This is a genomic window from Shewanella sp. Actino-trap-3 (assembly GCF_002836275.1).
Lineage (GTDB): Bacteria > Pseudomonadota > Gammaproteobacteria > Enterobacterales > Shewanellaceae > Shewanella > Shewanella psychromarinicola.
Genome location: NZ_PJCE01000001.1, coordinates 1,716,681 through 1,737,515, shown reverse-complemented (window position 1 = coordinate 1,737,515; position 20,835 = coordinate 1,716,681). Strand labels below are relative to the sequence as shown.

General features: G+C 43.8%; 15 protein-coding genes. 12 read left to right on the top strand and 3 right to left on the bottom strand.

Translation table 11 applies throughout. The features are described 5' to 3' along the window. Window positions 1-52: 52 nt before the first annotated feature. The 9 genes from CXF80_RS07390 to CXF80_RS07350 all read left to right on the top strand — a co-directional run bounded on the left by CXF80_RS07390 (window position 53) and on the right by CXF80_RS07350 (window position 11,903). Window positions 53-550 (top strand): OmpH family outer membrane protein, encoded by a 498-nt coding sequence (locus tag CXF80_RS07390; protein WP_101032272.1) that lies wholly within the window; start codon window positions 53-55, stop codon window positions 548-550. A 5-nt stretch (window positions 551-555) separates the two neighbouring features. After that, window positions 556-1,581 carry a UDP-3-O-(3-hydroxymyristoyl)glucosamine N-acyltransferase gene (gene lpxD, locus CXF80_RS07385; RefSeq protein WP_101032271.1) on the top strand — a complete coding sequence of 342 codons (1,026 nt, stop codon included), beginning with the start codon at window positions 556-558 and terminating at the stop codon, window positions 1,579-1,581. 31 nt (window positions 1,582-1,612) lie between these two features. After that, window positions 1,613-2,074: a 3-hydroxyacyl-ACP dehydratase FabZ gene (gene fabZ, locus CXF80_RS07380; protein ID WP_101032270.1), complete on the top strand. Its 462-nt coding sequence runs from the start codon at window positions 1,613-1,615 to the stop codon at window positions 2,072-2,074. Beyond that, window positions 2,071-2,841: an acyl-ACP--UDP-N-acetylglucosamine O-acyltransferase gene (lpxA, locus tag CXF80_RS07375; protein ID WP_101032269.1), complete on the top strand. Its 771-nt coding sequence runs from the start codon at window positions 2,071-2,073 to the stop codon at window positions 2,839-2,841. The genes fabZ and lpxA overlap by 4 nt, the downstream gene beginning before the upstream one ends. Before the next feature lie 9 nt (window positions 2,842-2,850). Then, the gene (lpxB, locus tag CXF80_RS07370; protein WP_101032268.1) at window positions 2,851-3,999 is read left to right on the top strand and encodes a lipid-A-disaccharide synthase; all 1,149 of its coding nucleotides are present in this window, start codon (window positions 2,851-2,853) and stop codon (window positions 3,997-3,999) included. Between the two features lie 20 nt (window positions 4,000-4,019). After that, window positions 4,020-4,658 (top strand): ribonuclease HII, encoded by a 639-nt coding sequence (rnhB, locus tag CXF80_RS07365; protein ID WP_164839506.1) that lies wholly within the window; start codon window positions 4,020-4,022, stop codon window positions 4,656-4,658. A 109-nt stretch (window positions 4,659-4,767) separates the two neighbouring features. Further along, on the top strand, window positions 4,768-8,244 hold the full coding sequence (gene dnaE, locus CXF80_RS07360; RefSeq protein ID WP_101032267.1) for a DNA polymerase III subunit alpha: 3,477 nt from the start codon (window positions 4,768-4,770) through the stop codon (window positions 8,242-8,244). 9 nt (window positions 8,245-8,253) lie between these two features. Further along, the gene (gene tilS, locus CXF80_RS07355; RefSeq protein ID WP_101032266.1) at window positions 8,254-9,726 is read left to right on the top strand and encodes a tRNA lysidine(34) synthetase TilS; all 1,473 of its coding nucleotides are present in this window, start codon (window positions 8,254-8,256) and stop codon (window positions 9,724-9,726) included. Between the two features lie 560 nt (window positions 9,727-10,286). Then, a complete protein-coding gene (locus CXF80_RS07350; protein ID WP_101032265.1) occupies window positions 10,287-11,903 on the top strand; it encodes a M28 family metallopeptidase in 1,617 nt (538 codons plus the stop codon). A gap of 362 nt (window positions 11,904-12,265) precedes the next feature. On the opposite strand, the gene CXF80_RS07345 is transcribed toward CXF80_RS07350, so the two are convergent. Both CXF80_RS07345 and CXF80_RS07340 read right to left on the bottom strand, forming a co-directional pair. Further along, on the bottom strand, window positions 12,266-12,553 hold the full coding sequence (locus CXF80_RS07345) for a hypothetical protein (RefSeq protein WP_101032264.1): 288 nt from the start codon (window positions 12,551-12,553) through the stop codon (window positions 12,266-12,268). A gap of 796 nt (window positions 12,554-13,349) precedes the next feature. Beyond that, window positions 13,350-14,441, bottom strand: a complete 1,092-nt coding sequence (locus CXF80_RS07340; RefSeq protein ID WP_101032263.1) for a GNAT family N-acetyltransferase/peptidase C39 family protein — start codon at window positions 14,439-14,441, stop codon at window positions 13,350-13,352. Window positions 14,442-14,515: 74 nt separating this feature from the next. Between CXF80_RS07340 and CXF80_RS07335 the strand changes: the two genes are divergently transcribed. Next, the gene (locus CXF80_RS07335) at window positions 14,516-15,976 is read left to right on the top strand and encodes a RimK family protein (protein ID WP_101032262.1); all 1,461 of its coding nucleotides are present in this window, start codon (window positions 14,516-14,518) and stop codon (window positions 15,974-15,976) included. A gap of 80 nt (window positions 15,977-16,056) precedes the next feature. Here the strand turns inward: CXF80_RS07335 and dgcS are convergent, their stop codons facing one another. Further along, window positions 16,057-16,938 (bottom strand): diguanylate cyclase DgcS, encoded by an 882-nt coding sequence (gene dgcS, locus CXF80_RS07330; RefSeq protein ID WP_101032261.1) that lies wholly within the window; start codon window positions 16,936-16,938, stop codon window positions 16,057-16,059. Between the two features lie 161 nt (window positions 16,939-17,099). On the opposite strand from dgcS, the gene CXF80_RS07325 reads away from it, so the two are divergent. Beyond that, entirely contained in the window at window positions 17,100-19,052 is a 1,953-nt protein-coding gene (locus tag CXF80_RS07325; RefSeq protein ID WP_101032260.1) for a monovalent cation:proton antiporter family protein, read from the top strand. Between the two features lie 633 nt (window positions 19,053-19,685). Continuing rightward, window positions 19,686-20,810 carry a HupE/UreJ family protein gene (locus CXF80_RS07320; protein ID WP_101032259.1) on the top strand — a complete coding sequence of 375 codons (1,125 nt, stop codon included), beginning with the start codon at window positions 19,686-19,688 and terminating at the stop codon, window positions 20,808-20,810. Window positions 20,811-20,835: the final 25 nt, after the last annotated feature.

Sequence of the window (20,835 nt, the reverse complement as noted above, 5' to 3'; positions counted from 1 at the left end):
GGCATGTTTTGCTGATAACGACAATTTTAACAAGGAGTCTACTTTGAAAAAGATGGTAAATCGCGCATTAATTACATTGGCATTATTTGCTACCCCTATGCTAGCCCAAGCGGAAAAACTCGCGGTGGTTGATATGGGTGAGGTGTTTGAACAGCTGCCACAGCGCGAACAAATTTCTAAATCATTAAAAGCTGAGTTTGGTGATCGTGTTGCTGAAGTCCAAAAAATGCAGGAGGAAATGCGTTCTTTGGTCGAAAAGCAACAACGTGACGGCGCCTTAATGAGCGACACACAAAAGACTGATTTAGTCCGTAAAATGGAATCATTAAAATCTGAATTCCAATTAAAAGGCAAAGCATTAGACGAAGACATGCGTCGTCGTCAAGGTGAAGAGCAAAACAAGCTATTAGTTCTAGTTCAAAAAGCCATTAATACCATTGCTGGTAAAGAAAAATACGACATGGTGCTGCAACGTGGCGCAGTTATTTTTGTTAAGCCAGAAGCTGACATTAGCAGCAAAGTGGTAGAAGCCTTAAGCAAAGGCAAATAATAAGTATGCAGAAAGTGACTTTAAAAGAGCTTAGCCAATTATTGGGCGCAACGGTTAAAGGTGATGGATCACTGGAAATTACTAGTGTAGCCACCCTTGAACATGCAATCCAAGGTCAACTCTCTTTTTTAGCCAATAGTAAATACCGTGCAAAGCTTGAGGCAACTCAAGCTAGCGCGGTGTTGCTAAGCGAAAAAGAAGCAAGCCGTTATCATGGTAATGCCCTTATTGTCAGTGACCCTTACGTGGGGTTTGCCCGTGTGGCGCAATTACTTGATACGACACCTAAAGCGGCATTAGGTATACACCCTTCGGCACAAATAGACTCGTCAGCCATTTTAGGTGACGGTGTGGCTATTGGTGCAAATGCGGTGATTGGTGCCAATGTTATTTTGGGTGAAAATGTTCAGATTGGTCCAGGTTGCGTCGTAGGTGAAGCCAGTATTATTGGTTCAGATTCACGCCTTTGGGCGAATGTTACCGTTTATCATAATGTACATATTGGCCACAATTGCATCATTCATTCCGGTTCTGTTATTGGTTCGGATGGATTTGGGTATGCAAATGAGCACGGTAATTGGATTAAAATCCCCCAAACAGGTGGCGTGCGCATTGGTAATTATGTCGAAATAGGTGCATGCACCAGTGTTGATCGTGGCGCGCTGTCGCACACCGAGATACACGATGGTGTGATCATCGACAATCAAATTCAAATTGCCCATAATGTCATCATTGGGCAAAACACCGCAATTGCAGGTGGGTCTATAATTGCAGGGAGTTCTACCATAGGTAAATACTGCATTATTGGTGGTGGTAGTGCTGTTGCTGGACATCTTAGTATCGCTGACGGTGTCCATGTTAGCGGAGGAACCAATGTGACTAGCATTATTCGCGATAAAGGTGTGTATTCGTCCGCGACTGTCGCAATGGAAAACAAACTGTGGCGTCGGAACACGGTGCGCTTTCGTCAATTAGATGAACTATTTAACCGCGTGAAAACCCTCGAAAAAAGTGCTAAGGGCACAGAATAATTGTAATTCTGCCTTATTAAAGGAATGTAGTGTGTCAAATCAATTAAACACCATGGATATTAAAGAGATCCTTAAATATCTACCTCATAGATATCCATTTTTGTTGATTGATCGTGTATTGGATTTTACCGTGGGTGAGCAATTACATGCGATTAAGAATGTCACGATTAATGAGCCATTTTTTCAGGGACATTTCCCTATACAACCCGTTATGCCAGGTGTGCTTATTTTAGAAGCCATGGCACAAGCAACGGGTTTACTTGCTTTTAAAACCATGAGCACTGAGCCGTCGCCAGAAGTATTGTATTATTTTGCCGGTATTGATAAAGCGCGTTTTAAACGTGTTGTTGAGCCGGGTGATCAAATACATTTTCACGTTAAAATGATTAAAGAGCGTCGTGGTATTGGTGTGTTTATTGGTCAAGCCTTGGTTGATGGTGAACTGGTTTGTTCAGCTGAAATTATGTGCGCACGCAGAGAGATTAAAAAGTGATAGATAAATTAGCATTTGTTCACCCAACAGCCAAAATTGGTAACAATGTCACTATTGGTCCTTGGACCTATATTGGTGAGAATGTTGAAATCGGCGACGACACATGGATAAATTCGCATGTTGTGGTTAAGGGGCCAACGGTTATCGGTAAAGGTAATCGTATTTTTCAATTCGCTTCGGTTGGCGAAGAGTGTCAAGACAAAAAGTACGCCGGCGAACAAACGCGCTTAATTATCGGTGACAATAACATTATTCGTGAGTCGGTCACTATTCACCGTGGTACCACCCAAGACAAGGGTGAAACCCGCATAGGGTCTAATAACCTGTTAATGGCGTATGTACATATTGCCCATGACTGTGTTGTTGGTGATAACGTTATTATGGCTAATAATGCGTCAATTGCGGGTCATGTGCACGTTGGCGATTGGGTTATTTTGGGCGGCATGACCGGTGTGCACCAGTTTGTACATATCGGTGACCATGCTTTTACCGCTGGAGCGTCACTTATTTTACAAGACGTACCGCCATTTGTGATGGCAGCGGGTTCCCCTGCTGTACCTCGTGGATTAAATTTAGAAGGCCTAAAACGCCGTGGTTTTACCAAAGAAAGCCAGCGGGCAATCTTTAATGCGTATAAAGCAGTATTTCGTAAGAGCTTAACCATTGAAGAAGCCAATGCCGAATTGGCTGAGTCTGCTGAAAAGGACGTAAATGTAAAAGCGTTCGTGGATTTTGTAAATCACTCCGCTCGCGGCATCATTCGATAGACGGAAACGATGACCAACTCTTCCCCAAAAGTATTTGCCATTGTCGCCGGAGAACTCTCCGGCGATATTTTAGGTGCCGGTTTAGTTCATTCACTCAAGCAACGCTATCCTGATGCGCGTTTTATTGGCATTGGTGGCCCTCGTATGCAAGCTCTTGGGTTTGAAAGTCTATTCCCAATGGAAGAACTGTCGATCATGGGCTTAGTCGAAGTGTTATCACATTTACCTCGACTGCTTCATATTCGCTCAAGTCTCGTGAAACACATTACGGAATTAGCGCCAGACTGTTTTATTGGTATTGATGCGCCCGATTTTAATATTGGCCTAGAGCTTAAATTAAAAGCCAAAGGGATTAAAACCGTGCATTATGTCAGCCCGTCAGTGTGGGCTTGGCGTCCAAAACGGATATTTAAAATTGCCAAAGCCACTCATATGGTGTTGTCGTTATTGCCGTTTGAAAAGGCCTTTTATGACAAGCATCAAGTGCCTTGTACCTTTGTTGGCCATACACTTGCGGACGATATTCCGATGCACAGTGATAAGCTGGCCGCACGGCAGCTATTAGGATTGGATCCCAATGCTGAATACTTGGCGGTATTGCCAGGATCCAGAGGCGGTGAGCTAAAGCAATTAGCTGAACCGTTTGTCAAAGCCGCTCAGCTCGTTAAACAAGCCTATCCAGACATCAAATTTGTCACTCCAGTAGTTAATGATGCTCGCCGGCAACAATTTATTGCTGCGCTTGCGCAGTTTGCTCCCGATTTAGAAGTCACCATTATTGAAGGTCAATCTCGTGAGGTGATGGCTGCCGCTGATTGTATTTTATTGGCCTCTGGCACTGCGACTCTAGAGGCTATGCTGGTTAAACGCCCAATGGTGGTGGCTTATCGTGTAAGCCCCATTACCTACGCGATTGGCATCCGTATGATGAGTATCACCAACTATTCGCTGCCCAACTTATTGGCAAACGAAACGATAGTACCAGAATGTATGCAAGCTAATTGCCAGCCGCAGTTGATTGCAGATGAGGTGATCAAGCAACTCAACCAAGATTTTACGCCACTTAATACAAAGTTCGAACAGATGCATCAATTACTTAAGTGTAACGCCAGCGAGCGAGCTGCCGATGCCGTGGTGGCATTATTGCAAACGCAGTAACCTGACTAGGATAAGTTAATATGTTGACATTACCGGTTGTGATAAAAAATATTACCCCTGAACAAGTGGCCATCATTTCACAAGGGCTGGTTGCCGGTGTTGACGAAGTTGGACGTGGTCCATTGGTTGGCGATGTGGTAACGGCTGCTGTGATCTTAGATCCGAGTAACCCCATTGTTGGACTCAATGATTCAAAAAAACTGAGTGAGAAACGCCGTAATGCTTTATATCAAGTGATTATGGAAAACGCATTATGTGTCAGTGTCGGCCGTGCAAGCCCTGTTGAAATTGATCAGTTAAATATTTTACATGCCACCATGCTGGCAATGCAGCGCGCCGTTGCTGGCTTAAGCCTTCAACCAGAACGAGTATTAGTCGATGGTAATCGTGTGCCCGATTTTGGTATAGCCAGTCATGCAATCATAAAAGGTGACGGATTAGTGGCCGCCATCAGTGCAGCATCCATTATTGCCAAAGTCACTCGTGATGCAGAGATGGACACCTTAGACAGTCAGCACCCACAGTATGGTTTTGCTAAGCATAAAGGTTATCCGACCAAAGCGCACTTTGAAGCATTAGCCTTGTATGGCGTGTTAGCGGAACATCGTAAGAGTTTTAAACCTGTCGCCCAGCGCATTTTGCTTCAGGATACATTTTGATAATACCCAGATTAACCGACTAAATCGTTGGAGAAAGTCGCTTAGTTTGGTAGTCTAAATCCCGCTTTTTCGTGTTATTACATTCATCTTTTTCGAAGAAAATTAATCTATGTCCGATCCTCGTTTTGTTCATTTGCGCGTCCACAGTGATTATTCAATGTCAGATGGCGTTGCCAAAGTGAAACCGATTATTGCTGCTGCTGAAAATCAGGGTATGGCAGCGATAGCGTTAACCGATCAAAACAACTTTTGTGGTTTGGTAAAGTTCTACAGTGCTTGTCATGGCGCTGGTGTTAAACCTATTATTGGTGCCGACTTTTGGGTGCAAACCCCAGGTTTTGAAAAAGAATTTTGTGCCTTAACCATTATCGCGATGAACAATGAAGGCTACCAAAATCTGACGCAATTGATCAGTGAGGCCTATCTTCGCGGTCATGTCCAAAATCGAGTGGTGATAGACCAAGACTGGCTGATTAAATTTAACACTGGCTTGATTATTATCTCGGGTGCCAGAGATGGCGACGTGGGTAAGGCATTATTAAAAGGCAATCAAAACCAAGTTGACTCATTAATTGAATTTTATCAGCAGCATTTTGAAGACCGTTATTATATCGAGCTTATCCGCACAGGCCGTGCAGATGAAGAACGCTATTTACACATGGCGGTTGGGTTAGCATCATCAAAAGGCTTACCTGTTGTCGCCACCAACCAAGTGGTTTTTTTAAAGCAAGACGATTTTGAGGCCCATGAAATTCGGGTGGCTATTCATGATGGTTTTACCTTAGTCGATCCACGCCGTCCCAAAACCTATAGCGATCAACAATACCTGCGAACCGAAGATGAGATGATCGCGCTGTTTGCCGATATTCCGTCGGCGATCCAAAATAGCGTTGAAATTGCCAAACGCTGCAATGTCACCATTCTATTAAACGAATATTTTCTGCCCAATTTCCCTACGGGTGACTTATCCATCGAAGATTTTTTGGTTAATGTGTCACAAAAAGGCCTAGAAGAGCGTCTCGAATTTTTATTTGCTGATCCACTCGTTCGCGCCGAAAACCGTGGCGGGTATGATGAACGTCTCGAAATTGAGCTGAAAGTGATTAACCAAATGGGTTTTCCTGGTTACTTCCTTATTGTGATGGAGTTTATTCAATGGGGCAAAGACAATGACATTCCGGTTGGACCTGGTCGTGGTTCTGGAGCCGGATCGTTAGTGGCTTATGCACTAAAGATTACTGACTTAGATCCACTGGAATACGACTTACTGTTCGAGCGTTTCTTGAACCCTGAACGAGTCTCGATGCCCGATTTTGACGTCGACTTTTGTATGGATCGTCGTGACGAAGTCATTGACCACGTTGCCGAGTTATACGGTCGAGAAGCGGTATCGCAGATTATTACGTTTGGTACTATGGCGGCCAAAGCGGTTGTTCGAGATGTTGGCCGCGTGTTAGGTCATCCATACGGTTTTGTTGAACGTCTAACCAAAATGATCCCTGCAGAACCTGGAATGACACTGGCTAAAGCCTTTGAAGTCGAGCCATCGCTTCCTGAAGCCTATGATGGTGATGAAGATGTAAAAGAGCTTATCGACATGTGTCGTCGCTTAGAAGGGGTGACTCGTAACGCCGGTAAGCATGCGGGCGGGGTGGTTATTGCCCCCACTCGAATTACTGATTTCGCACCATTATATTGCGATGCCGAAGGCTTAAACCCGGTGACTCAATTTGATAAAAACGATGTAGAAACGGCCGGTCTGGTTAAGTTCGATTTCTTGGGGCTGCGTACCCTAACGATTATCGACTGGGCACTCAAAATGGTTAACCGAGTGCAAAAGCAAAAAGGCCTCGATAATATCCGTATCGACGCGATCCCATTGGATGATCCTGCCTGTTTTAAACTGTTACAGCGTTACGAAACAACGGCCGTGTTCCAGCTGGAATCTCGCGGCATGAAAGACTTGATTAAGCGTCTGAAACCCGACTGTTTTGAGGATATGATTGCACTGGTGGCTTTGTTCCGCCCAGGGCCTCTTCAGTCAGGCATGGTAGATAACTTTATCGAACGTAAGCATGGACGTGAGGAAGTCTCATACCCAGATGCCGATTATCAGCATGAGTCTTTAAAAGAGCTGCTAGCACCGACTTACGGTATTATTTTGTACCAAGAGCAGGTGATGCAGATTGCTCAGGTATTGTCGGGTTATACCTTGGGCGGCGCGGATATGCTGCGTCGTGCAATGGGTAAGAAAAAACCTGAAGAAATGGCCAAGCAACGTGGCACATTTAAAGAAGGGGCCATTAATAACGGCATAGACGGCGACCTGTCGATGAAAATCTTCGACTTGGTAGAAAAATTTGCTGGCTACGGTTTTAACAAATCTCACTCTGCCGCTTATGCGTTAGTCTCCTATCAAACCTTGTGGCTTAAAACCCATTATCCCGCTCAATTTATGGCAGCGGTAATGTCTGCCGACATGGACAATACCGACAAAATTGTCACCTTAGTGGATGAATGTGAGCGAATGGGCTTGCCGTTAATTCCACCCGATGTGAACAAAGGCTTATTTAAGTTTACCGTTGATGATGATCTGAATATTGTTTACGGTATTGGCGCGATTAAAGGGGTTGGTGAAGGCCCAGTAGACTCTATTTTAGAAGCCCGTAAAAGTGGACCGTTCATCGATCTTTTTGATTTTTGTGCTCGAATTGATTTGAAAAAACTCAATAAGCGAGTGATTGAAAAACTGATCTTTGCGGGGGCATTAGACCACCTTGGCCCACATCGCGCATCAATGATGGCGACCTTGCCACAAGCCATCAGCGCCGCGGCGCAACATGCCAAAGCCGAAGCCATTGGCCAGAATGACATGTTCGGTTTATTGAATAGCGAACCTGAAGACAGCAAACAAAACTTTGTTGAGTGCACGCCTTGGCCTGATAAAATTTGGCTTGATGGTGAGCGCGAAACATTAGGCTTGTACCTAACGGGTCACCCGATAAATCAATATTTAAAAGAGCTTAAGCAATACACCAGCGGCCGCTTAAAAGATATTCACCCAACAGAGCGCGGTAAAACCGTTAAAGTGGCAGGGTTAGTGGTCGCTACGCGGGTGTTGCTCACTAAGCGGGGGTCTAAAATGGGTCTGGTCACCTTAGATGATAAAAGTGCCCGCTTAGAAGTGATGTTATTTACCGAGCCGTTTGAAAAATTTGGCCAGCTGATTGAAAAAGATCGTATTTTAATTTGTGAAGGCGATGTCAGTTTCGATGACTTCTCTGGTGGCAATCGCATGAATGCCCGTAACATTATCGAAATCGGCGAAGCACGCAGTCATTTTGCTAAAGCTGTTGAAATCAAGGTTGACGCATCGCAAGTGACATCTGAATGGCTAGAAACCTTTGAGCAAACCTTAACCCCTTGGCGAAATGGCGTGGTGCCTGTGACTATTGATTATGCGCAACCCCAAGCCAGCGGTAAAATTACCTTAGGTGATGAATGGCGAGTCAATCCCAGTGACGAGTTGATATTAGCGCTTGAAAGTATGCTCGGCTCGACTAATGTTAAAATCGTATTTAACTAGGCGCATACCATGACCGTAAAATCCTCGGCCTCAGAACCAATGACGGTAGAACAATTGCTCCATTTACTTGAACAAGCGTTAATGCCGCTTGTTCACGTGACAGCATCGCAACATGAACATACGCCTAAGGTCGTGTTGGCTTACAGTGGTGGGGTTGATTCTGAAGTATTAGCGTATGGACTCAGTGCGTTTGCGCAAAAATACCCGCACATAGCCTGCTTACTTATTCATGTGCATCATGGACTCAGCGCCAATGCAGACACTTGGGTACAACACTGTATAACGCGAGCAGGGCATTACCAATTACCGCTGCAAATTGAGCGAGTCAAGGTTGATAAAGGCCCAAGACAAAGCTTAGAAGCACAAGCACGCGAGGCCCGTTACCACGCTTTTGACCGCTACCTCAATCCGGGTGATATTTTACTGACCGCCCATCACCAAGACGATCAACTCGAAACCCTATTATTGGCGTTAAAACGCGGCCAAGGGCCAAAAGGGTTGGCGGCAATGGGCGCGATACAAGCATACCAACAAGCTTGGTTAGTCAGACCGTTATTAGAGATCAGCCGTGATCAAATAGAGCAATTTGCACTTCAATACCGTTTAATCCATATCGAAGATGAAAGTAATCAAGACGACAGCTATGATCGTAACTTTTTACGACTCGATATTATTCCACGCTTAAAGCAGCGCTGGCCCAGTATTGCAGCTACTGCAGCCAGAAGTGCGGCATTATGTGCTGAGCAGCAAGGTGTTATAGATGATGAAGTGAGTCATCGCTTACCCGACTGGCTAATAGTGCCAAGCGATACAAATGCACTAATGACCGAATCAACTGGGTTTAAGCTCACTGGGTTTGGTCAATTAAGTGGCGCATGGCAAGCATTACTGTTTCGCGGTTATCTCATCCATTGTGGCGTCAGTTTACCTTCGCAAGCGCAATTACAGCAGATACTGTCACAACTGCTAGCGGCAAAAGATGATGCCAATATGTCGATCCAATGGGGCGACTATCAAGTTAAACGGTTTGCAGGCGTGGCATACGCGCTTAACAATAGTGAGCTTGAACCATTAGCGTCCACCCAACTCAGCGCTGATTTTAATAGCCTATTAAATGGCGATGTGGCCGATATGCTGATGGATGTCTGCCAGCATCAATATCATTTAACCCAACAAACAAGGGTTGATAAGCCTTTATTAGTTTTGCCGCCAACGAATAGCAAAGTGACCCTTCGCTACGGCGGCGTCGGCTCTATTAAGTGCCAGCCGCAATTTGCCTCGTCACAACGTCAAAAACCGCGTGAGTTAAAAAAGCTATGGCAAGAATGCAATATTCCACCTTGGCGACGCCAACAAATCCCACTGATTTTTTATGATGAAGTGTTAGTCGCCGCCATCGGCTTATGGATAGATAAACGTTATGTAGCGCAAACCGGTGAACAAGGTATTAGTTTTTTGATAAAAAGCGCTAAAAAACGATAAAGAGCGATAAAACCAGATAACGGCGATGAAAAGCGATAACAAGAGGTAAAGGCTATAACAACGGCTAGGCGCTAGAGCGCTTCGCTGCTAGAAACTATAAAAGCGATAGCCCGAGGTAAAGGCGGTAAAGACTGTTTGTCATAGTCAATTTTACTGTAGGACGCAGTCCACCCTAACTACTAGGTTCTTAGCCATTGCTCGTTATCGCTTGCCATCTCTTTCCATGGCTTGCCACCGCCTACCATCCCTCGAGCCATCAGTTTGCCGTTAAGCTTTTATAGCAGCGCAGCGCTCTAGCAGGACGCAGTCCGCTCTAGCTTCTAGGTTCTTAGCCGCCGTTTCCATGAGCGCAGCGTTCGCCTGCCGCCTACCATCACCTATTTGCCGTTAAGCTTTTATAGCAGTGCAGCGTTCTAGCAGGACGCAGTCCGCCCTAGCTTCTAGGCGCTTAGTCGCTCTTATCGCCAGCCATCGCTTGTTACCGCCTGTCATCTCTTGTTACCAACTGTTTGACGTTGTTTCATTTTTCCATCAGCGCAGCGTGCTTTTTTGCTGCTACAATGATTTTTCTCAATACTCAACAGGGGACGTTGTCCGTGAATACTTTTCGTTTATTGGCCGTGTTTGGTGTTTTTTTGTTGCCAAGCGTGAATGCTGCGCCATTTCAATTTGATCAAAAAACCTATCGTCAAGATGTGCAAACCCTCGCCAGCGATAAATTTGAAGGTCGTGGGCCCTTGTCACATGGTGAGAAGCTGACGGTGGAGTATGTAGAACATGCATACAAGGCCATGGGGCTTAAGCCGGGCTTTGGTGATAGTTACCGTCAAGCTGTGCCGATGGCAAAAATTACTGCTGACCAAACCATGCAGCTTAACATTGGTGAGTTGGTTTTTAATAATGGCACTGATTTCACCGCGCGCACTGAGCAAGTTTTGCCTCAAGTTGTGTTAGATAATAGCGACGTGGTGTTTGTTGGTTACGGCATTAATGCCCCTGAATATCAGTGGAATGATTACGCTAACATTGATGTAAAAGGCAAAACCGTCATTGTGCTAGTGAATGATCCTGGTTTTGCTACGCAAGATCCTGACATTTTTAAAGGTAATGCCATGACCTATTATGGTCGTTGGACTTACAAATACGAAGAAGCGGCAAGGCAGGGGGCTAAAGCGGTATTTATTGTCCACGAAACTGCACCCGCCGCTTACGGTTGGAATGTGGTCGAAAACAGCAATACCAATACCAAGTTCACATTAGTCGATAATAATAAAAATCAATCACATATTGGCGTGATGGGTTGGGTTCAACATAATGTAGCCCAAAAAGTGTTTAACGCCGCGGGGCTTGATTTTGATAAGCTAAAACTGACTGCAGCCAAAGCTGGATTTAAGTCTATTCCGCTCAAGCTTAACGCTAATTTAGCGGTAAAAAATACTATCGAATTAGCCACATCCTATAACGTAGCAGGGCTATTACCTGGCACCAGCCAAGCCGATGAATGGTTGGTGATGCATGCGCATTGGGATCACTTGGGTAAAACAGTTCAAGATGGCCAGACTCGCATTTATAACGGTGCGGTCGACAATGCCTCTGGTGTAGCAGGCGTGTTACAACTTGCTCGTCATTTTAAAGAGCAAAGCAAAGCGCCAAAACGGTCTATTTTATTTGCTGCGTTTACCGCCGAAGAAACCGGTCTTATTGGCGCGCAATACTTTGCTGCCAATCCGCCGGTGCCAACTAAGCAATTAGTGGCGTTTTTAAACATTGATGGCATGAATGTCGGTAAAGGTGTGGATTATATTTTGCGCTATGGCCAAGGCGTATCGCAGTTAGAAACCTATTTAGATAATGCTGCCAAAGCACAAGGTCGCACGGTTAAAGCCGATCCTCGGCCGCAAAATGGCTTGATGTTTCGTTCAGATCACTTCGCCTTAGCTCAGCAGGGTGTGCCTGGGTTGATGTTTATGAGTTTAGGCGATACCGATCCAGATTATATTGCCCATAAATACCATCAAGCTGCTGACGACTATGATGCCAATTGGGATCTGGGTGGGGTTGAGCAAGACTTAGCCTTAATAAGTGATATTATTGCACAGCTAGCCAATAACAATGACTGGCCAAAATGGCTCGAAGAGTCAGACTTTAAAAAACGTCGCGCTCAAGACGGTAAATAGTCGCAATATTATTTGATAAAAAGAGGAGGCGAAAGCCTCCTTTTTTGAGTCATTAAATCTATTATTTGAACAGTCCAAAGCGTCAGTTAATGATGCTATAGGACAATAAATTTAGAGCATTTTATCTCTTGTCTTTGGACTCCAAGGTGTTAGCTCTAAAGCGCTTTAAATGACGATTTGCATTAGCCAAAGCATGCCAATCTGGTCGTTACTAACGCGGTCAGTAACAGCAGGGGAAATGTCGTTATTTTCTGTCAATATGGCGAAAATGAGGTTTTTTTGCTGTCAGATTAAGGGCGAAAAATACAGTTTACACTGCCCCCACTGCTCAGCCCCCACTTATCCTGAATAATAACTCCCCCCTAAATGACATCCTCAGCTCTCGATTTGGTTTTTGCTTCTATAGCTGAACCACGTACGGTGATTTCTAATAAACGGTCTGTACCTTTACACCTTTTAGCTAATGGTAATAATTGAGATTTAAAATCATTATTATCAATTAAGTTCTCCATCGCACTTAACGAGATTTCATACTCACCACAGTTTTCATTTGAGCATAAATAATGCCGTTTGTTTTCATGGTCCGTTTTCATGTAATTTGAATCCGAATGACAAAGGTAACAACTGTCAGAAAATTGATTATTATTCACAAATTATCCTTAGGTATAACGTTGTAGTATTTGTGCTGTTTGCAAGGCACAAATCGCTTGTTGGACTTGACCGACGCCTAGTCTAAATTAATGGGTCTGCTTTATGGCTTATGCAATGGGAAACTGGCGTTTTTTGATGCTGGATCTGGGCTACAGAACAGATTTGGATCAATAGATATCGTGTAGTGGGTCGGTTTTTCATTGAAATTCCTTTTCATCATATATTGCTATCATACATCTTTGAGTCTAGCGGATCCAATGAGGGGTAAATTCTATTGAAGCTTCTTTTGGCTATACGCCACGGCTTAGTTTATCAGATTATTGAACTAAGCCCGATAAAGTCGACCACTTAAGTTATTGTTAACATCGTCATTAACTAAATATGTTATTGATTTAATTGTATTATTTTTTAATGTATTTGCATTTTATCTGTTGTGGCAAGTCAAAGCCATCTTAAATATTATCAATACATTCACGATTAGTTGGTTTGGATAATCTCGATAAATGGTATTTACCGCTCATTTTACAACATTTCATGCCCCCGTATGCTCTAAGACTTTCAGGCTTTATAATAAGATAAGCCAAAGCCGTCTAAATTTGCAGTCAAATGCTGGATTAATCCCTATGGCGACCTTTTCGCTATGATTGTGAATATGGCTTTGAAAAATGTAGCCGGGCGACTTATCGTGGCTAATTTTTTTATCAAGAGTAAAGAGGGAACTGGCGTTAGTTTCCTCTTGGTCTGGTGTGGGCGAAGTGCCATGCCGTTAGTGGCCGCAGGCTATAAATCACAGCGCTAGGATGCGGACTTCACCACTAAACACGACACTTGTTTCTGTTTGCCATACTGCATCACCTGCGCCAGCTCAGATTGACTAATCGGTACATAAGCCGCATTAATGGCGTCTTTTTGCGCTTCAACAAACGGGTCATGGATAAACATAAACTGCTCGTTATAGCCGCTCAATACCACCCAGTGAGGGCCTTTTTCACCATTGAATCGATAAGTACTTATCATTAATAACACCCCATAGCCGCTGTCTATCCAGTGGCGAAGTTGTGCCAGTGTCGGCGATGCGTCATGTATTTCAATGTCTTGCTCTGACAATTGCTGACAAAAGTCGTCATGCACAATGGTGATAACGGCTTTTTTATTACTGTCACGAACACTATCAATAAACGGTACCGACGTTGATTGGCTGTACATCTCAATCTGTAATCCGCGTTTAATGGCCGCCAAGGCTAAACCATGAACACTGCAACCGCCATGACCGCTGGTCATGAAAATAGTCGTGGCTTCGCGCCAGATGCTCAGCTCATCAACTCGACTAGGGAGATATTGTGGCTTTACGGCACTCATGGCCATCATTAAACAAGCCGCGCCACAAGTAAATGGCGTGGTTTGTACGTACAAAGGAATTTTGATAACTTTGCTTGGCCCTGGTGGGTCTAAGCGTTTGTGCATGCGCACACCATCAGCTAAGTCGTCATAATAATGCACTAAGGTTTTTAGCACCTTATAGCCCATTTTCAGATAAAGATTTTTGGCCGCTATATTGTCGTTTCGCACTTCTAGGCGTAATGTAATGAAGCCTCGCTCGATGACAGTGTGTTCACATTGTGTGACCAGCTCAAAGGCAATGTTGCGGCCTCTAAACTCGGCAGTAACGGCAATAGAATAAAGTCGAGCTAGTCGCGTGCCACGATGAAACAACACTAGTGCATAGCCTGCAAGTGTGCCGTCTATGTCGGCCACTAATAAGCTGTCTAGTGGCGAATTAACAAAGCGTTTCATCTGCCGAGAACTGATTTTATCGCCGCTAAAAGCATTGTGTTCGATATGGTTAAGTTGGGGTAAATCGCTGGGGACAGCTTGACGAAGCAGCATGAGTCGGCTCGAGTTGGCAAACATGATAGTGGGTTAATTTTCGCGCTAAACCGCACAAGAGGCAATAGATATTTATGGCTCAGTTTTTAATTGTCACCGACGATGTTAATGATTGGCGTCCCTATTTACCCAGTGACAATATGGTCACGGTTCATGATTATTTAGAAATGGGGGCATTTTCAGATAAGAGTGCCATGCAAGTGATTAACTTGTGCCGCAGTTATGATTATTTAAGCACGGGCTATTACTGCTCGCTAATGGCTGAAGCTCGCGGTCACAGAGTGATCCCTAGGGTAATGACCATTAATGATTTATCTCAGGACCGTTTTTTTAGTTTACCGCAAGTCGGTTTAGATAAACTGTCAGATACGCTGAACGAAATCACCATGAAGCTGTATTTTGGCTATTGCGATAATCCATCACTTGATAAGCTTGCCCGTAAAATTTTTGAACGTTTTACCGTTCCCGTATTACAAGTACGTTTATTAAAAATGGCGGGTAAATGGCAAGTGGATGCAATTGAGCCTGCTGCATTTCAAGATTTAACCGAGCCCGAACAAGATTTATTTGCTAAGTACCTCGAAGTGTTTTCACAAAAAGTGTGGCGTTTACCGAAACCGTCAAAACGCTATCGTTACGAAATTGCCATGTTGGTGGATGAACATGAGAAAATGCCGCCATCAGATAAAGCGGCACTGAAACTATTTACTAAGTCGGCTAATCGTATTGGTATGGATTTAGTCCAAATTGGTTCTCATGATCTCGCTCGGCTAAGCGAGTTTGATGGCTTATTTATCCGCTCAACCACTAATATCAGTAATTTTACATACCGGTTTGCTAAGGCGGCAGAGCAGCTCGGGCTAGTGGTAATGGACGACCCTGAATCCATTATGAAGTGTACTAATAAGGTGTTTTTAACTGAGCTATTAAACAAACATAAAGTGCCTGTACCCAAAAGTTTAATCTTTAAAGCATCAGATAAAAACTGGGCAGAAAATGTCATTAACACCATAGGATTGCCTATTGTGCTTAAAGTACCCGATGGTGCGTTTTCGCTCGGGGTGGTCAAAGTTAACGACCGTGAAACCTTGCTTGAACAAGCTGCCATAATCTTTGAGCACAGCGCGCTTATTTTGGCGCAAGCGTTTATGCCAACCGATTATGATTGGCGCATCGGCGTGTTAAATCGTCAACCTATTTACGCGTGTCGTTATTTTATGAGCCGCGGTCATTGGCAGATATATCAACATCATCAGAGTGGCCGTGTCAGCAGTGGTGACTTTGACTGTATCGATTTAAAAATGGTACCGCAAAATATTGTCGATGCAGCAGTCAAAGCGTCTAATTTAATTGGTGCGGGATTGTATGGCGTCGATTTAAAAGAAATTGACGGTAAAGCTTATGTGATTGAAGTGAACGACAATCCCAGTATTGATCATGGGGTAGAGGATTTGTTTTTAGGTGATTTAGTTTACGATCGGGTGATGACGGAGTTTTTAAGGCGTATTCAGCTTCGAGGGATGTCATTAAGATAAAGAGATCAACCAAGAAGCCCCTAAAGAAGGGCTTTTTTTTAGGCAATTAGTTGTCAGTATGGCGTGGAAATAAGGTAGCGCTAATTAGCGCTAATTCGGAAGCAGTTTCTACCAGCGCCTTTTGCGCAATACATGGCTTTATCGGCGCGCTCATATATATTTTCCGCATGTTGCTGCGGTAACGACTCCGCAATGCCTAAACTGCACTGAATGTTATATTCGGTGAGCTCAGAATGTTTCGGCATCATATCAATAATACGTTGGCATACTATTGCCGCCGCATTAACATCCCCTTGGGTAATAATCACAAATTCGTCACCGCCAATTCTAAAGGCTTGGTCAGTATTACGAATGGCTTGATTAATTAACGCAGCAAAACCCACTAATACGTAGTCACCCACTTTATGGCCATATGCATCGTTAAGTTGTTTAAATTTATCTAAATCTAATACAATTAATGACACTTTACCTTGTTGGCGATTAGCTCGTGCTAATGCGATGTCGATAGCTTGGCGATAATAATAACGATTACCTAGGTCTGTTAGTGCGTCAAACATGGCTTGATTAGACATGTTTTGATACTTCAACGCATTATTCAACGGTTGAATTAATATACTCTCTAGTTGTCCCAAGGTTTTCTTTTGCGACGAACTCAGTGGCGCAGACAATTGATACGCTATAGTAAAGGTATCTTGGTTATCGTTGATAGTACGTTTCAATTCAATACCGTAGTGACGTCCCCAAACAAATTTTTGTTTATCTAGGATCAACTGCAGTCCTTTAACCGGCAAATATTGTCCTAGGATCTTGCCAAAACAGGCAAAAACTGTCCGAGGATCTAAACTTCCATGTAGTTGTTGAATCACTTGAACAAGGTCTAACTCAGGCTCTATATTCAAGTAAGCGTCTGAACGGTACCAGTAATCATCAGGATATAATTCTGTTGCTATTGAAAAATCCATTGTATTTCTTCCAGTACGTTACAACTAATTACTGTATTGTTAGCAATAATCGTGCCTATGAAAATTTTTCTATAGTTATTAGTTGGTTGTTGTTTTATTGTAGGGCTAACAAAATGTTCAACCCCCTTTCGACAGTTTTTTGACGAGGAGCCAAAGCCAGAATGGAACACAGCATTTTTATCCATATTTTGTCGATGCTTGTGATTGCGATTGTGGCGATTGCATTGTTACGTCGACTGGGTTTACCCGCCATTTTAGCTTATTTGCTAACGGGAGTGGTCAGTGGTCCCAGTGGTTTTCATTGGTTTACTCAGTTACAAATGCAGTCCGTAGCAGAGTTAGGCGTGGTGCTACTCATGTTCACTCTTGGACTGGAGTTTTCTGTCCCTAGGTTGTGGGCGATGCGCCGAACGGTTTTTGGTTTGGGTAGTACCCAAATGCTGGTAACGGCTTTTGTTGCGGGCGGTATTGCCATGTTAGTTGGGCAAAACTTAGTGGCAGCGGTAGTCATTGGCTCTGCCATTGCCTTGTCGTCAACGGCCATTGTGTTGAAGTTGCTTAATGAACAAAACTGGTTAAGGCGCAGGCACGGCGAGCTGTCGGTCAGCGTGTTGTTATTTCAAGACTTAGCTGTGGTGCCTCTATTGATTTTAATGCCGTTATTAGCCAATGGCGGTACCAAAATGAGCTTCAATAGTATCGCATGGGGATTGCTCACCGGTATTTTGGCCTTTTTAGGCTTGATGTCATTCGGTAAATGGATATTGCCACGAATTTTTGACGAAGTGGCACGCTCACGTTCAAATGAGTTATTTGTGTTATCAACCTTAGTTGTGGCCTTGGTGACAGGTGCTTTTACGCAATGGCTTGGATTATCGATGGCATTAGGGGCGTTTATTGCAGGTATGTTACTTGGCGAAAGCCAATATCGACGCCAGTTAGAAGCCGACATTAGGCCATTTCGTGATTTATTAATGGGTTTATTTTTTATCTCTATCGGCATGCTGCTGGATTTCAATCTGGTGATGCAATATTGGTGGCAAGTCATATTGATTTTGGTCGGTGTGGTGTTGACCAAAATATTGATTATCTATGGATTACTAAGGCTAGTGGGTGAAAATGTTAAAATTGCCCTTAGTACCGCTATTAGTTTAGGTCAAGTCGGTGAGTTTAGTTTTGTGTTACTGGCATTGGCGGTAAATTATCAATTGCTCGACACTGAAGTGAGCACTGTGTTAGTGGCCGTGGCGGTGATCTCTATGTCGATGGCGCCTTGGCTGATCCGCCATAGCGTTGATATTGCCAAAAAGGTCAGCGGTAATAAGCAGCCATCTAAACAAGATCCGATAGAGATTGTATTGCCTCATTCTGATGAAAGTGATGTGGTACTGATTTTAGGTTATGGCCGCGTAGGACAAACGATTGCCCGCTTTTTGAAAACTGAAGCGGTGCCTTACATGGTGCTTGATTTAGATCCCACCCGGGTCTCTGAAGCCAGAGCGGCAGGTGAAAATATTCATTTTGGTGATGCCTGCAAAATGGCACTATTGAAAAAAATAGGCATACGCCAAGCCAGTTTAGTGGTGGTGACATTTTGTGAGCCAAGGCAGTCTGAAGAGTGTTTAGCGGTGGCGCGTAAGCTTGCTCCCGATGTAAAAATATTGGTGCGCACTCGCGATGATGCAAACTTACATGAGCTTAAAGAAGCTGGTGCAACCCAAGTTATCCCAGAGTCACTTGAAGGAAGTTTGATGCTGGTTTCACAGGTGCTGTACAAATGTGGCGTACCATTACCGCGAATAATTAAACGCTTAGAATCTGAGCGTCGTAACCATTATCAATATTTACACGGTTTCTTTTCGGGCACAGAAACCGATTTCACCTTGGATTTACTCCATGCCGTGTCGCTGGCATCTGGAGCCAGTGCGGTCGGTAAAACCGTTGCCGATATTCCATGGCAAGCCTTGGATGTTGAACTTCGTGCTGTGCGGCGTAAAGGGGAGGAGATCGATCCTCCACCACCGGATTGGATAATAAGGCGTAACGATATTTTAATGCTGGTGGGTAAACCACGCAGTATCGAAAAAGCCGAAGAGTATTTGCTACAGGGATAGCTAACCTCATCTTGGGATAATAAGTGGTTATCAAGTAATCCTTTGTCCTGCTAACGGTCCTGCTGACTGTGTTGCATTGACTTGCTTGACTGACAGTAGACCCGCTATTGACGCAGCGACTCACTACCTGAATACGCCTTGTTAGCAAAACAAATAGCAAGTTTGATATTGCAGATTTGGATCAATTTATTGTTGTCGATTTACCCCATCACTTATAGCGAGTTGAGGTTAGCTATTCATTGGTTTTACCTGCAGTACGATAGAGATAAACACCATACTTCAATGTAATGGTGTTTTTTTATCATATTCATCGAGAACACCCGCTGTTCGACACTCAGTGGCGTATGAGTCGCTCACTTTGTCTAAGTGGCTCCAATGTGCTAGTTGCTGTGCCTAGTGATAGCACAAAACACCTGGCATTTGAGCAGACAACATAGTATCTAAAGGTTGATGTACAGCCCAAAAAATTACTTTACTTGGCCAAAATAAACTGGCAGGTAGCACGTCAAGTCAATAAGATAATACGTTTAGAGCAGGCTAAGGCATTGTTGAGTCGCACTAAAAATGCTAAAAAGTGACTACCAGTCAGTCGCAATCTCTCTGTCAACAATGTAGTAAGTTAAGGATAAAGTAGTGAAGGTATTCACCCGATTTTTTTTGGTGTTTAAAGGCTGTTTATTATTGTTATTGTTGCTGCTCAGTTATGGCTGTTTAGCCCATCAAATGAGCACCAGTTATTTGTCTGTCGACTTGGATAAGCAAGGGCAAATTAAGGGTGCTTGGCAAGTACGTTTGTTTGACATTAACCAAGTTGTCCCTCTTGATGATAATCAAGATGGTGAACTCACTTTGGCAGAGCTACAAGCTCATCAGGTGGCGATAATTGATTATTTACAATCATCTTTAGCTATCAGTCGACAACAAGATTGCCCGCTTAGCTTTGATCCAATGCAACAAATTGTTCAGCACGCTAGCGAAGACTATCTGCTGGGATCATTTCAGGCTGAGTGCGATAGCCTTGGTGTGTTAACCATTAATTATCTAGCTTTTTTTAACATAGATACCGATCATAACGTTATCACCACCATTGGGGCGCCCGATCATCAATACGCTCGAGTGATCAGCAAGGTTAATCCAATAATATTGATTAACTTAGGCGAAAGTCAGGCCAGTGATACCTTTGCTGAATATGTTTATCAAGGCGTTATTCATATCTGGAAAGGCACGGATCATGTTTTATTTTTACTGGCGTTATTGTTAACTTGCGTATTGGTCCGTGAACAGCGAGAATGGCATTCTATTGATAATCCAAAGCAAATATTTAAAGACACCGCATGGATTATCACTGCCTTTACCTTAGCCCATTCGGTCACATTGACGGCGACTGCACTGGGTATATTGAATTTTAGTAGCCATTGGGTTGAACTTGGCATTGCATTATCAGTGCTATTTGCGGCACTAAATAATGTTTGGCCAATAGTATTGCGCTTAGGGTGGATAACGTTTGTTTTTGGCTTATTGCACGGCATGGGGTTTGCTGGAGTATTAGGAGAACTTGGGCTGCCTGAAAATCAAAAACTATTAGCGATTTTAGCCTTTAATGTCGGTGTAGAAATAGGTCAGTTGGCCATTTTGGCTGTGGTGCTGCCCTTGTTAATATTTGTTCGCCACTCACTCTGGTATAGAAACTGGGGCATGCAGCTTGGATCGGTTGCGATCGGCATTATGGCCATACAATGGTCCGTTGAACGTTTTTAGGTGGCATGAATTTTTATAGCCACCT